Annotated in this window: 8 protein-coding genes; 3 read left to right on the top strand and 5 right to left on the bottom strand. The window is 60.7% G+C overall.

Going from position 1 to position 13,799, the window contains the following annotated elements:
* Nucleotide 1 precedes the first annotated feature (1 nt).
* Complete coding sequence (locus SINAC_RS10930) at nt 2-1,444, top strand: DUF1501 domain-containing protein (protein ID WP_015245696.1); 1,443 nt, start codon at nt 2-4, stop codon at nt 1,442-1,444.
* 84 nt (nt 1,445-1,528) lie between these two features.
* Here the strand turns inward: SINAC_RS10930 and SINAC_RS10925 are convergent, their stop codons facing one another.
* Nucleotides 1,529-2,632: an alpha/beta hydrolase family protein gene (locus tag SINAC_RS10925; protein ID WP_015245695.1), complete on the bottom strand. Its 1,104-nt coding sequence runs from the start codon at nt 2,630-2,632 to the stop codon at nt 1,529-1,531.
* A gap of 291 nt (nt 2,633-2,923) precedes the next feature.
* Nucleotides 2,924-4,822, bottom strand: coding sequence for a CocE/NonD family hydrolase (locus tag SINAC_RS10920; protein ID WP_015245694.1), 1,899 nt, complete (start codon nt 4,820-4,822; stop codon nt 2,924-2,926).
* A 283-nt stretch (nt 4,823-5,105) separates the two neighbouring features.
* Here SINAC_RS10920 and SINAC_RS10915 point away from each other — a divergent pair, with 283 nt between their 5' ends.
* The gene (locus SINAC_RS10915) at nt 5,106-5,549 is read left to right on the top strand and encodes an acyl-CoA thioesterase (protein WP_015245693.1); all 444 of its coding nucleotides are present in this window, start codon (nt 5,106-5,108) and stop codon (nt 5,547-5,549) included.
* A gap of 88 nt (nt 5,550-5,637) precedes the next feature.
* Here SINAC_RS10915 and SINAC_RS10910 read toward each other — a convergent pair whose 3' ends face one another.
* The 3 genes from SINAC_RS10910 to SINAC_RS10900 form a co-directional block, all read right to left on the bottom strand.
* A complete protein-coding gene (locus tag SINAC_RS10910) occupies nt 5,638-6,945 on the bottom strand; it encodes an anion transporter (RefSeq protein ID WP_015245692.1) in 1,308 nt (435 codons plus the stop codon).
* A 9-nt stretch (nt 6,946-6,954) separates the two neighbouring features.
* Nucleotides 6,955-8,235 (bottom strand): MFS transporter, encoded by a 1,281-nt coding sequence (locus tag SINAC_RS10905; protein WP_015245691.1) that lies wholly within the window; start codon nt 8,233-8,235, stop codon nt 6,955-6,957.
* 399 nt (nt 8,236-8,634) lie between these two features.
* On the bottom strand, nt 8,635-10,038 hold the full coding sequence (locus SINAC_RS10900; protein WP_015245690.1) for a sigma-54-dependent transcriptional regulator: 1,404 nt from the start codon (nt 10,036-10,038) through the stop codon (nt 8,635-8,637).
* An 851-nt stretch (nt 10,039-10,889) separates the two neighbouring features.
* Between SINAC_RS10900 and SINAC_RS10895 the strand changes: the two genes are divergently transcribed.
* A complete protein-coding gene (locus SINAC_RS10895; RefSeq protein WP_015245689.1) occupies nt 10,890-13,697 on the top strand; it encodes a hybrid sensor histidine kinase/response regulator in 2,808 nt (935 codons plus the stop codon).
* Nucleotides 13,698-13,799: the final 102 nt, after the last annotated feature.

The raw sequence follows: 13,799 nt of genomic DNA, 5'->3' as shown, positions 1-13,799 counted from the left end.
GATGGATCCGCACGTCGAGCATCAATTGCTGCAGACTCGCCGCCAGTTCTTCGGCCGGACGGCGTCGGGACTGGGCGCGACGGCCCTGGCTTCGCTTTTGAACCCAGGGCTTCTGTCGGCGTCGACCCACTTCGCGCCAAAGGCGAAGCATGTCATCTATCTCTTCATGTCGGGTGGCCCCTCCCACATCGACCTATTTGACTACAAGCCGAAGCTCCAGGCGCACCACGGCGAGGAGCTGCCCGGCTCGATCCGCATGGGACAACGGGTCACGGGAATGACGTCAGGCCAGAAGTCATTCCCCTGCGTGGCCCCGATGTTCAAGTTCGCTCAACATGGCCAAGCGGGCACCTGGGTCAGCGAGCTTCTCCCGCACACCGCGACGGTTGTCGACGACATCGCGGTGATCAAGACGCTGAACACCGAGGCGATCAACCACGACCCCGCGACCACCTACATCCAGACCGGGCACCAGCAGCCGGGTCGACCGAGCCTGGGGGCCTGGCTCGACTACGGTCTCGGGGGGGAGAATGACAACCTCCCCACGTTCATCGTCTTGATCTCGCAAGGGAGCGGCAACAAGACGGATCAGCCCATTTTCTCGCGACTCTGGGGGAGCGGCTTCCTCCCGACCCAGCATCAAGGGGTCCGGTTCCGCTCGGGGGACGACCCGGTCCTCTACCTCTCGAATCCGCCCGGAGTCGACTCGCAAACCAGGCGGAGAATGCTCGACGGCGTCGGCCGGCTCAACCGGATGGCGGCCGACTCATTCGGCGACCCGGAGATCAACACGCGGATCGCCCAGTATGAGATGGCCTACCGGATGCAGGCCTCGGTGCCCGACCTGACCGACCTCTCGGGCGAACCGAAGTCAACGATTGACCTCTATGGCATCGACGACAAGGGAGTGGACGGCGGCTTCGCGAGGAACTGCCTCCTCGCCCGGCGAATGGTCGAGCGCGGCGTTCGCTTCGTTCAACTCATGCATAGAGGTTGGGACCAGCATAACAACTTGCCGAGCCAGATCCGCGGCCAGTGCAAGGACGTCGACCAGCCGGCGGCGGCCCTCATCAAAGATCTCAAGACCCGTGGTCTGCTCGATGAAACCCTGGTCATCTGGGGGGGCGAATTCGGCCGGACCGTGTACAGTCAAGGGGCCTTGACCAAGGACAATTACGGGCGAGATCACCACGGGCGCTGCTTCACGATGTGGATGGCCGGCGGCGGGATCAAGCCCGGAATCTCGTACGGCGAGACCGACGATTTCTGCTACAACATCGTCAAAGACCCGGTCCACATCCACGACTTCAATGCCACGATCCTCCATTGCCTGGGGATCGATCATACGAAGCTGACCTTCAAATTCCAGGGGCGTGACTTCCGCCTGACCGATGTGCACGGCAACGTCGTCAAGGGACTACTTGCTTGCTTGATTGATGCCTGATTGCCTTTGAACACGCAGATTTGCAGCCCCGAAGAGGCGACCGGCTCAAACGGTCGCCTCCAATGGCCAATGCTCATTGAACGCTCATTTCCCAGTGGGCTCGGCCGGTGTGAGCCAGCGGGTAAACCAGTCGAGCGCCGCCTCGTGCTGTTCGGGCGTCACTGCGTGGGCCACCCCCTCCGCCACATTGATCCGCAGGTGATCGGAGGCTCCCGCCTCTTCATACGCCTTCTCGGCCGAGGCGAAGGCCAGCCTGGCGCCACCGATGGGACAGTTCGGATCGCGATCGCCGTTCAGGATCAGGAGGGGCCGCCCCGCAAAGAGACGAAGCATGCTCGGGCAATCGAAGGTCGTGAGGATGCCAGGGATGACCTTGTTCCAGAGCGTGCGACAGACCCGCGCATTGACAGCGGTCTCACCCAGGTCATTGGCCGCCGCCTGGTGAGCCGCCCCGATCGACTTGGCTCGCCCTTGCCACTGTTCATTCTCAAGGCTCCATCGGAAGCTTTGCACGGAGATGGCCGGGACTGCCACAGCCACCCGCTCGTCGACCGATGCCGCAAGCCAGGTCTCGATCCCCCCCATGCTGATCCCGATCATGCCCAGCCGCTTCGGGTCCACGTCGGATCGCGACTCCAGGTAGTCGAGAGTTCGCCAGAGATCCCAGCACGTGTCGTAGTAGAACGGATGCGTCTGTGGTTCGCCGGGCTTTGACCTCCAAGCTCGTGTGATTGCCTTATTGTAGGCGTCAGCGCCCACCGCCCCCCCTGCCCTCTCGCCGTGGTAACGGGCATCGATGGCGACCCCCATGATCCCTCGACCGGCGAGTTCGACGAGCCACGACCTCATCTTGTCCTTATCGCCGCCGGTTCCGTGCAGCACGATCACGGCTGGCAGCAGGCCCTTGACCTTGGCCGCCGGAGGGCGAACGACAAGCACGGGCACCCGCTCAATCTGGCCGTCGGCCCGTTTCTCGGAGGCAAAACTGAGTCGTTCCGTTGTGAGCCCATCCTGGCTGTTTTCCTCCTTCTCGATCTTGATCTCGAGCGGAACTTTCGGCCGGTCGAGTTGCTTCAAAAACGCTTGCCTGACTTCTGACGGAGACGCCAGGGGCTTCGTCTTGATTTCGGCGGGTGCGACCTGGGCCAGGAGAACCAGGGCCAACGCGTAACCGGAGTGTGTGAGCATCGTGACCTCGAAAGGTGCTTTGGCCTGCGTCGGTGAGCAAAGCGCCTTGGCAGGCGTTCGTCTTGGCTGGGGTTGATGCCAAGTGGGCATAGCCACTTCTCATGAGGGCACAGCCCAACAGGCTTTTTACGTCGGGGGATGACGGGTTTCGGCGCCTTTGCGTCTCAAAGGAGGTGAATCCTGTCGGGCCGTGTCCACCCTCCAAGTGCAGGATTCACCTCACTCACACGCACTGTCTCGACAATCAACAGCATCGCGTCAAGCTAAAACTTGTTTGTGGCTTTACTAATATCAGGGAAGCACAAGCACTTCGAGCCGCGAGGGATGGTCCTTCGACCGAAAAACCTTCTGACTCGCTTTCTGGAAGTCGGACTCTTTGGCTGAGTAGATGTCCATGAATTTCTGGGGATTCCGGTCGACGAGCGGGAACCAGGAGCTCTGGATCTGGACCATGATGCGATGGCCCGGCCGGAAGGTGTGGCCCGTGTCAGGGAGTGTGAAGTTGACTGGCGTGGGTTGATCGGGAGTGAAAGGCTCGGGGCGATCGAGTCCGTTGCGGAATTTACCGCGGATGACGTCGCCCCGAACCAGTTGCTGATAGCCTCCCATGCGCTCTCCGGTCGGATTCTTGTCGGGATCGGGGAAATCGTCGGGGTAGACATCGATCAGCTTGACGATCCAGTCGGAGTCGGTCCCCGAAGTCGAAACATGCAGTTTCGCGTGGATAGGACCGACAATGGTGAGGTCCTCTTCGAGGACTTCGGTCGAGTAGGTGAGTACGTCGGGACGCCGTGACGCAAACCGCTGGTCGGCGATCATGTACTCCTTCTTCATCTCAGGCGCGATGTCGGCGATGTAAGGAACCGGCCGGTCAGGATCGCTCACGAATTCATCGTGCGCCATCAAATCTTGGTCGAGCTGGTCGTCAGCGGAACCGACAACGGCCAAGCGCCCTTTGGGCAGGAGAACGAGTGAGCGGGGTTTTGCTTCCTGGGGCGGCCACGCCTTGAATTGGCTCCACTCGTTTTTTCCGGTGAGGAAGACCCAGGCCTCGGGAGGAACGGCCTTCCCCTTGTCCTTCAGGTAATGCTCAAAGAAGGGGAACTCAATCTTTTCCTGATAGTAAGCGGAAGTCTTCGCATTGAACTGGACCGATCCGAGCGACTCACCCGTGCCACGGGCCCAACCACCGTGGACCCAAGGGCCCATCACAATCGTGTTGGCTGCGTTGGGTGACTGGGATTCGATGCTCCGATAGGTTTCCAACGCTCCGAAGAGATTCTCCGCGTCGAACCAGCCCCCGACGGTCAGCACTGCGGGGCGAATCTCCTTGAGGTGCTGCCTGAGGTTGCGGGCCTTCCAGAACTCATCGTAGGTTCCGTGCTCCATCAACTCCTTCCAGAACGAGACCTCCCCTTTGAAATGCTTTTTCTCGGCGTTGGCGAGGGGGCCCAACCGGAGGAAGAATTCATAAGCGTCCGGAGTTCCGTGGTCGAAGACAAAGTCGAACTTCGTTGTCGGCTCGGGTCGGGGACGGCCGAAGCGCGCCATGAAGTTGAAGGCGTGGGTCAGAAAGAAGGCCCCATTGTGGTGCCAGTCGTCCCCCACGAACCAGTCGGTGACCGGGGCTTGGGGGGAGGCCGCCTTGAGCGCGGGATGCGCGTTGATGAGCGAGGCCGAGGTGTAATACCCGGGATAGGAAATCCCCCAGACTCCGACCCGGCCGTTATGGTTCTCAAGCTTCTTGGTCAGCCAGTCGATCGTGTCCCACGCGTCGGTGCTATCGTCGACGGCCTTGGCTCCTTCACTCCGAGCGACGTTGGGCCGCACGTGGACAAAGTCTCCCTCGGACATCCAGCGTCCCCGGACGTCCTGGTAGACGAAGATGTACCCTTCCTTGGCGAAACTCTCGGAAGGTCCCAGATCGGGGCGATAGCGATCCACGCCGTAAGGTCGCGCACTATAAGGGGTCCGATTGATGAGGATCGGATACTTCTGGTCGTGATCCTTGGGGGCATAGACCGACGTGAAAAGGGTGACGCCATCTCTCATCGGAACTTGATAGTCAAACTTGGTGTAGTGAGCCTTCACGTACTCCAAACCTTGAGCGTTGACCTGTCGGGTCATGAGCCCGGCCGCGAGGGTTGCCAACAGAAGAGACCAGATCGTCGACTTGCCGGGCGTTCGCATTCGTCATTCCTCGATTGACATCGGGTGTAGGCCGTCAACTTCCGTCAGGCCAACGAGTAATGACTAGAAAGTTAGTCCGGTCCTCGCCCAGACGCAAGGCGCGGCCTGCGGGAAATCCAAGCCGACGCTCATGGGCTCAAGTTTTTCAAGGACAAGCGAAGGCCAACCGCTCAACCGGACGTACGTCGCGTCGTTGCGTGTCCGAGGAGCTCTGGCTAAGGTGGCAGAAGGTGCAGTGAGGTTTCGTTTCGTCGCACGCGATGTCTTGGGGTAGACCTCGATCATGGACTCGAACCCAGCGTTCTCCTCGAAATTCCCGATCTTCATCACCTTGCCCGTGCAATGGGGTGATCAAGATGCCTTCGGCCACGTGAACAACACGGTCTACTTTCGCTGGTTCGAGAGCGCCCGGATCGCCTACTTCGATCGGATCGGCCTTTCCGAGATGATGAAGGCCGCAAAGGTAGGGCCGATCCTCGCGTCGATTGGCTGCGATTATCGCCGGCAGATCATGTACCCTGAGAGCGTGATCATCGGGGCGAAGGTCACCCGGATCGGGCGGACCAGTATCACCATGGAGCACGAGCTCTTCACCCAATCGAACCAGGCCCTCGCCGCCGAGGGAAAGTCGACGATTGTCGTCTTCGACTACGCCACCAATCGGCCGCACCCCGTTCCCGACCCGATCCGCCAAGCTATTGAAGCCGTTGAGGGGAAACCGCTCTGAGCCGTACCCGTCGGCCTGGCGTCGAATGAGTCTTCACTCCCCCCCTGTTCGCCGCCAGGCCATTTCTCATCACTCTTTGCGGTCATGCTCAATAGTTAATAAAACGAAGCCAGGCGACTCCGACGAGTGTTGTCACGATCGTCAGCGGCACACCAACCTTGAGGTACTCCACGAATCCCAACTCGGTGCCTGCGCGGCGGGCGTTCTCGACGACGATCAGGTTTGCGACCGAGCCCAGCAGCGTTAGGTTTCCCGCCAACGTGCTCGACATTGCGAGCGCCAGCCAGGCCAACTCCTTCTGGGGCATGACTTCCATCAACGGCTTGAACAACAAGACTGCGGGGACGTTTGACACCAGGTTCGACAGGATCACCGATAGACCGCTCACGAGTACGACCGGCGAGTGGCGGAGGGCATTCCACCCTTCAATTCCCCAGGTGTGAACCACATTCACCTCGAACGCGTGAACGACGACGAACAGGCCGGTGAACATCACAAGCAACGGCCAGTCGATCGCTCGATAGAGCTTCTCAGGGCGGATGCGGTCGAGCATCAAAACGGCAGCCGCAACGAGTGCCACCAACGGGATCGGCTTCCCCGCGAAGAAGAAGGCCACCGTCATCGTAGTTACCACGATGCCCTTGATCAAAAGGGGTCGATGGATCCGGAGTCTCGGAGTCTCGTCGACCATGACAGGGCAATCCTTCGATTCACGAAGCACCTTGCGATAAACCCACGCGACCACCACGAAGTTCAAGATCAAGCCGATCGCAGCGACCGGGGCCAGCCGGACAGCGAATCGTAGATAGGAAATTTGCGAAAGCGAGCCGATGATGATGTTCTGCGGGTTCCCCGTAATCGTAGCGACCGAGCCGACATTCGAGGCCGTCGCCAGGCCGATAAGATAGGGGATCGGCGGTCGCTTCAACCGCTGGCAGAGCTGAAGGACGAGGGGAGTGAGCGCGACGCAAACGACGTCATTGACCAAGAAAGCCGAGAGGAGACCGGAGAGGGCGATCGTCACCGCGAGGAGGGCAAACGGTCCGGAAAAACGGGCGTCGATCCACTCCGTTGCCAGGGCGAAGAACCCCGCCATCCGCAAGGAGGCGACGATGACCATCATGCCGAACAGAAGGACGATCGTTTCGTAGTCAACCGCCTTGGCGGCGTCCGGCATCGAGATCGCGCCGCAGGCGAGCATGGCCGCCGCCCCAACCAGGGCGATCCCGGCCCGGTCAATCCGGAGCCCGGGAATCTTGCCAAGGGCGAGCGCCAGGTAGGTCAGGCCGAAGAGTGTTGAAACTACGGGAATCGAGGCCGTTTGCATCGTCACGAGCAATCCTTCCTCAACGTTATCGACCATCCCAATTGAGCGGGCAAGCGACTCGATCCTCATTCCGTGGTCTCAGGGTGACGGTGCAAGGTCTGAGGCTGCGGCCCTCGGGTTGAGTCCCCCTCGATCGTGAGCCTTGACGTGCCGAGGAGTGGTCTCCGGGACGAACGCCACGACAATCGAGGTCGCGACCGCACCAACTCCCGCGAGTACCGCGAACAGGCCGCGAAATCCGAGCGGTTCCACCAGAAAACCGGAGACTGCGGGGCCGATTGCCGACCCCAACACCAGGCATGATCCGACGATCACCTGCGCTTCACCCGCGCGACGAGGGTCGGCCAGTCGGTCCGTCATCCAGGCGGCCGCAACCACGGCAAATAAGCCATTGCCCAAGCCATCCAGCGCCTGATTCGCCACCGCCAACCCAGGGCTTCGAACCAAGGCCACCAACGCGAGCCGTAACGCCATGATCGTCCAACCCACGACCAACAGCGGTCTGCGGCCCCAGCGATCCGCCAACCACCCGGCCGGCCAGACGACGAGCATCCAGGCGACCATGCTCACGACAAATGCGTACGCGAGCATTCGATCCGGCGCCTGCAAGTCGCGTTTCAGGAACAGCCCCAGATAGACGCCGCCTGGCGCGTTGGCGGCATGGTACAGAATCATCGCGGCCACGAAAGCCCAGAGTCCCCTATCTTTGGGGATCCACCCCTTTGCGGCGGTCCGTTCGCGATCCCAAGCTGGCTCCCGGTTGCCCTCCTCCGTCCGTCCCTGATCTCCCGACGTCTTTCCCTCTCCCGTCTCATGGATCAAAAGGGCTGCGGCAACCGCCAAGCCCTGAAGTATGGCGATCGGAGTCAAGATCGACGCAACGCCGGACCGCTCAGACATCCAACTCCCCACCAGGGCCATGATCACGATGCCGATGGGCTTCCAGAACCTCAGAACCCCCAAGGCCGCTCCGACTCCTCCTTTGGGGGCAAGCGCTGCGGCCTCGGCGCCCGAGAGGCTTTCGACCACCGCGCGGCTGATGCCGTTCTCGGCGAACAGGACGACCAAGAACCCCAGCCAGATCACATCCTGAGCACTCCGCAGGAGGATCGTCGCCAGTGCCACCACCGCCAGCGCGGCGATTAAGAATGGTTTACGCCATCCGATTCGGTCGGACCAGATGCCAATCGGAAACTGGGCCAGACCCGACAATGCCGCCAAGGTCGAGACAACCCCAATGGACCGATCCGACAGCCCCTTCTGGCTGAGATAGAGCGGCAGGTAAGGCAAGGTGAATCCAATGGCGGCCATGCCAAAAAAATAGGAACCATAGAGTCCGATGCGGTTACGCCAATCCATCATCATCCTCTGTAATAAAGGTAGGCAATCTTCGATCCAATGCGTCGCGGACGCTAACGCAGTGAACGCCCCCTTTGACCGAGGTTGTTCACGAGCAAAGCTCGTTCTGGATCCAACGCACGATTGATGCCAAGCCCGGGATCGCCCGATATCAACAGGATTTGAGTAGGGAAGCGGCGGGGCACGGGCGGAATGCCCCCAGACAGACGGGGGAATTTCGCCCATTTTTTGAAAGGTGAATCGTTTCGACTATTGATCAAAGCGTTGATCGCGGCTGAGGCAAAATCCAAGGGGCCTCAACAACGATCACCGTGAGACCAGGCCCGCTGTCGGTAAGAATTGAGCCAGGTCTCGTTCAACCGGGGAGGAAGGTTCGCGGGGCAATAACGGTAATCTTGTTCAAAAAAGCAAGTCCTGGTCAATTGGGCTAGGGCGGAGCGGATCTTCCATTCCATACGTGCGGATCTTCCGTAACAGGGTGCGCGTGCTGATCCCCAAAAGGTCCGCGGTCCGTTGTCGGTTGCCCCCCGTCCGGATCAAGCAATCCTGAATCGCCTCCCGCTCTAATTCCGACAGCGTGACACCCGGCCGATGCCGGTTCGCTCCCACGGGCGTGTTCATGACGCGAACGTTGGGAATCAGGTCGGTCGGCAAGAACGCCGAGAGCAAGACGGTCCCACTCGCCCGTAGCAAGGCCTGCTTGAGAACGCTCTGCAACTCTCTCACATTCCCTGGCCAAGTGTAGTCGCACAAACGCTCCATCGCTTCGGGGTCGACCTCCCGAACCTCACGGCCCAGCTCGCGGCTGAAACGGCGCACGTAGAGCATCACCAGCATTGGCAAGTCGTCGCCCCGCTCGCGCAGGGCCGGTAGATGAATGGTGAAAACGCCCAGGCGGTAATAAAGGTCCGGCCGGAACTTCGACTCCTCACAGTAGGCTTTCAGGTCGCGGTGAGTGGCCGCGATTAAACGGACATCGGTCCGCACCGTCTCACTGCCGCCGACACGTTCAAACGACTGATCCTGCATCAGCCGAAGCACTTTGGCCTGAAGGGCCAACGGCATGTCACCCACCTCGTCTAGGAAGATCGTACCCCCGGAGCACTGCTCGAACTTGCCGATCCGTCGGCGGTCCGCCCCGGTGAACGCCCCTTTCTCGTGACCAAACAGTTCGCTCTCGAGCAGATTCTCCGGGATCGCGGCGCAGTTGAGGGCCAGGAAGGGGGCCTTGGCGCGCGGACCATGCTGATAGATCGCGAGAGCCACCAATTCCTTGCCGGTCCCACTCTCACCCGTGATCAGGACGGGAACATCCTGGGCTGCAACACGTCCGATGGCCTTGTAGACCTCGCGCATCGCCGGGCAACCGCCAATGATGGCATCGTCGATGTCGGGGTCGGCAGCCGCCTCGTTGACTAAGGCCGGCTCGCGCATCCGCCGCGAAACCTCGAGCGCTTCACTGACCACCCGCTGCAACTGGCGCAGGTCAAGTGGCTTGAAAAGGTAATCATACGCGCCCTGCTGCATCGCCTCGATCGCTGCGTCCGCCGTTCTGGCGGCGGTGATGAAAATTACAGGGATGCGTGCATCGATTCGACGAATCTCTTGAAACACCTCGAGGCCGGACTGGTCGGGCAGTCTCAGGTCGAGGAGCACGACATCAGGCGGCCTGGCATGGATGCGGGCCAACCCATCCGCCCCGGTGCGCGCCACCTCGACATGGTGTTCGGAGGCCGGGAACGCCTGGCGGACCTGCGTCGGCACCAGAGCCGGCTCATCATCGATCAGTAATAGACGGGCCATGACGCCACTCTCGGCGAATTGGGTGCATCGTCCCTATGCGCGTTATTCTCAGGGCTACATCACGTCGCGCCAAGTGAGGGCACCACCAAAGTCGGAAAAGAAGTAGAAAGGGGGGACTTGCAAAACGGTCGTTGATAGGCGAGACAAAAATGTCGACTTCACCGAATCGAGGCGACAAAGTGTCTCCGCCCAGTGCCCCATTCTCGAGCCTGAACCTAATCCGAAAGGAGGCTCGCAACATGCCACAAGCCTTTGGAACAACTTGCTTTCCAGAGTCGGCCTTATGGGCGTCACCGCCCCATTCGCCGGTCCGGCACGCGGTTTGTCTTTGCCATGGTTAATCGACTCCAAAACAACCACACGAAGGGCCTTCGTGAGATGTACCGGGAATAATAACTCAGACCTCTACCAAATCGTAATCCTCATAGATGGCGTGAGCACCAAACAGCATTGTTGCCTCCAAGCAGAAGTCCATGCTGTAAACGGCAATTTGATAATATCGTATTTTCTTGGGTCTTCTGCACGATCTGGAAGCGTAAGTTGTACTCGTGCCTGAATTCCCTTTGATTATACTGTGTCTCGGCCCGGGTTCCATGGCATGATGGAGCACGAGCCCCAAGTGAATCCGAACTGTTTCGGAAGAATGACGACACCGTGCGCGTTCAGGGACGATGTAAGTCGGTTTAGCCCCCCCTGATGATCGTGGACATTCATCGAACGCACCCGGCGGTTCTCATCGGTGGAGCTCTCCAAGATGACCCGTTCGGTGTTCCTCACGACGACTCCCGTCACGAGTTGCGAACGCGAGTTTCGTCCGGCAGCGAGCGAGCGGGTTGAAAAGGCCTTGAGCCATGGAGAATCCCATTGAGGACGTCCGGTCAATTCGCCACACCTTGCGGGACCTGGCCGCGCTCGCAGCGCTCCCCGCGTCCTGGATAGGCGGTTCTCCCCTTCAGGTCGCCGAAAGCCTGGCGGACGTTCTCTTACAACGGATCCGTCCTGACTTCATCTATCTTCGCTACCGAGATCAGGCGGATGGGGCTGAGCGGGAGGTTATCCGAACCCTCCAAGGGCCCTCTTCAGAGGAACAGACGCGGCAGATCGGCCAGATCCTGCCCCTTCGGTTCGCGTTTGCTCAGGCCGACCCGGCCCGACCGGTTCCTAATCCGCTGGGAAGTGGCGAGACGCGCCTCGTTGTGATCCCGCTGGGCGTTGACGGCGACGTTGGTGTCCTGGCCGCTGGCTCAAGTCAGGCTGGGTTCCCGAGCCAGGACAATCATCTCCTCCTCAGCGTCGGAGCCGATCAGGCCTCGCTGATGCTCCGGAGACATCCTACCGAGGAGTCGTTGCGACAAAGCGAGCACCGGTTTCAGGCCTCGTTGAATCGCGTGTTCCTGCCTTCGGATTCGCTTGCCCTCGACGAAAGGGGGATTGAGGCGAAGCCCGGCACTCTTGATTGCGGAAGCCTGAAACAGGAGGACATAGCCGGCCGCTCCTTCTGGGAAGCACAGTCATGGACGGGGACGGACGCGGCGCTTCAGTACGTCTCCGAGCGAGAACGTCTCGAAGCCGAGTTGCGACGGGCCAAGGAGACCGCGGAATCGGCCAACCGGGCCAAGGACGAGTTTTTGGCCAACGTCAGCCATGAGATCCGCACCCCCTTGAACGCCATCATCGGCATGACCGAATTGGCTCTCGACACTCCGCTCACAGGCGACCAGCGGGATTGCCTACAGACGGCGATGTCCGCGGCCGCCAACCTCCTTGGGGTTATTGATGACTTGCTCGACTTTTCCAAGCTCGAAGCGGGCAAGCTGGAGATTGCCTCGACCCCTTTCTCGCTCCGCTCCGCGCTCAGTGACACCATGCGACTCCTCGCCCTTCGAGCCCATCGGAAGGGTTTGGAATTAGTCGGCCAGGTGGCCCTCAGCGTCCCCGATGCGCTCATCGGCGATGTGGGTCGGCTCAAGCAGGTGTTGCTCAACCTCGTGGGCAACGCCATCAAGTTCACGGAGGTGGGCGAGGTCATCGTGGAAGTGAGCGCGGCCGAGGTCGTCGGGGCTCGCAATGAGGTATCCCTCCGTGTCGCGGTGCGCGACACCGGCATTGGCATCCCCGCCGATCACCAGGAAAAAATTTTCCTGGCATTCGAGCAAGCGAATACGTCAACCACCCGGAAATACGGCGGGACCGGTCTAGGCCTGACCATTGCCGCCAGGTTAGTCGCCCTGATGAGCGGAACGATCGAGGTAGAGAGCAAACCGGACCGAGGAAGCCAGTTCGTGTTCCATGTCCGATTCCAGCGACAGCCGCACCGGACCGAGCTCCCCGACGACCAACCGCCAGCCTGGCTTCATCACCTCCCCGTACTCATCGTGGATGACAACGCCACGAACCGCCGAATCCTCGAGGAGTGGCTCCTCGAATGGCTGATGGCTCCCACCGCGATGAGCAATGGCCTGGCAGCCCTGGATGCCCTTCGCCAGGGTGCGGTCCGTGGGCGGCCGTACGCCTTGGTCCTGCTCGATGCCCGTATGCCTGATACCGATGGCCTGAGCCTCGCGGCGATGATCCGTCAACGACCCGAACTTTCCGCCACCCGCGTGATCATGCTCACCTCGGGAAAAATCCCCGGCGAGGAACGTCGGCTCCGGGAGTTGCAGGTCGACGCCCAACTCCTCAAGCCTATCCAACAGCACGAGTTGCTGGAGACGATTCAGCGCGTCATGGATCGAGCCATTGATGACGTCCCGCCGTTCTTGGACCCGTCGGCGTTGCCAATACCGCATTCGAGGCCGTTGCGCATTCTTCTCGCCGAAGACAACGAGTTCAACACCCGGCTCGTCGAGCGGTTGCTGACCAGGAGAGGCCATCTGGTGCAGGTTGCGGAAGATGGCCAGCAAGCACTGGCCTTGCTCGGCCTGAACGAGTGGTCACCGGCGCGATTGGCTCCGAAATGGAACGCCGAGCGGGAGCGAACCGCAGCCGATGGCGGCCTCTCCAGTTCTCCCCTGGCAAAAGAGTTCGACCTCTTACTTCTCGACCTCCACATGCCAAAGCTCGACGGCTATGCCGTTGTGACGGCGATCCGGCAACAAGAGAAGTCCTTGGGCGGCCACCTGCCCGTGGTCGCCCTCACTGCGCGGTCACAGCCGGAAGACCGCGCCCGTTGCCTCGCAGCCGGGATGGACGACTATCTCGCCAAGCCGATCCGCACGACCGAGCTGCTCGCGGTGATCGAAGGACTGGTTCACTCCCGCCCCAGTCCTTTCCAGCGAGAGCCAACCTGTGGAGACGACCCGCACCACCAACTCTTGACCGCGTCGACCCTCCTGGCCGCTTGCGGTGACGACGAAACGGGCCTGCGTGAGCTCTGCGAAGACTTTCAAACGTACGCCCCCGCTCGGTTGATCGCCGTGCGTACCGCCCTCAATGATCACAACGCAGCGCAGCTCCGTGAGGCCGCTCACAAACTTGCCGGCCTATTGTCCACATTCTCGACGCCTGCTGGAAACGCGGCATCCGACCTCGAAGAACGTGCCGCCCACAGCCAACTCGAAGCTGCACCTCAACTGGTTCGACGACTCGAAACGATGGCCCAAGCCCTGTTACTCCAACTCCCCGGCTTGTCGCTCGAAAGACTCCGGAGTGCCCCCTGATCTCCCACTCATTCTAGAAATCTCGCCTCAACCTGACACCAGCCTATTGACTGGGAGCGATTCCCGGATAAGATACGACTCTCGCTGGTGCTTAGCACTAAA

This window comes from Singulisphaera acidiphila DSM 18658, assembly GCF_000242455.2.
GTDB lineage: Bacteria > Planctomycetota > Planctomycetia > Isosphaerales > Isosphaeraceae > Singulisphaera > Singulisphaera acidiphila.
This window is presented reverse-complemented; position numbering and strand designations above follow the sequence as displayed.

Excerpts from the sequence above, each read along its gene's own strand:
- SINAC_RS10930 (WP_015245696.1), top strand. The coding sequence starts at position 2 with ATGGATCCGCACGTCGAGCATCAATTGCTGCAGACTCGCCGCCAGTTC.
- SINAC_RS10925 (WP_015245695.1), bottom strand. The coding sequence starts at position 2,632 with ATGCTCACACACTCCGGTTACGCGTTGGCCCTGGTTCTCCTGGCCCAG.
- SINAC_RS10920 (WP_015245694.1), bottom strand. The coding sequence starts at position 4,822 with ATGCGAACGCCCGGCAAGTCGACGATCTGGTCTCTTCTGTTGGCAACC.
- SINAC_RS10915 (WP_015245693.1), top strand. The coding sequence starts at position 5,106 with ATGGACTCGAACCCAGCGTTCTCCTCGAAATTCCCGATCTTCATCACC.
- SINAC_RS10910 (WP_015245692.1), bottom strand. The coding sequence starts at position 6,945 with ATGAGGATCGAGTCGCTTGCCCGCTCAATTGGGATGGTCGATAACGTT.
- SINAC_RS10905 (WP_015245691.1), bottom strand. The coding sequence starts at position 8,235 with ATGGATTGGCGTAACCGCATCGGACTCTATGGTTCCTATTTTTTTGGC.
- SINAC_RS10900 (WP_015245690.1), bottom strand. The coding sequence starts at position 10,038 with ATGGCCCGTCTATTACTGATCGATGATGAGCCGGCTCTGGTGCCGACG.
- SINAC_RS10895 (WP_015245689.1), top strand. The coding sequence starts at position 10,890 with ATGGAGAATCCCATTGAGGACGTCCGGTCAATTCGCCACACCTTGCGG.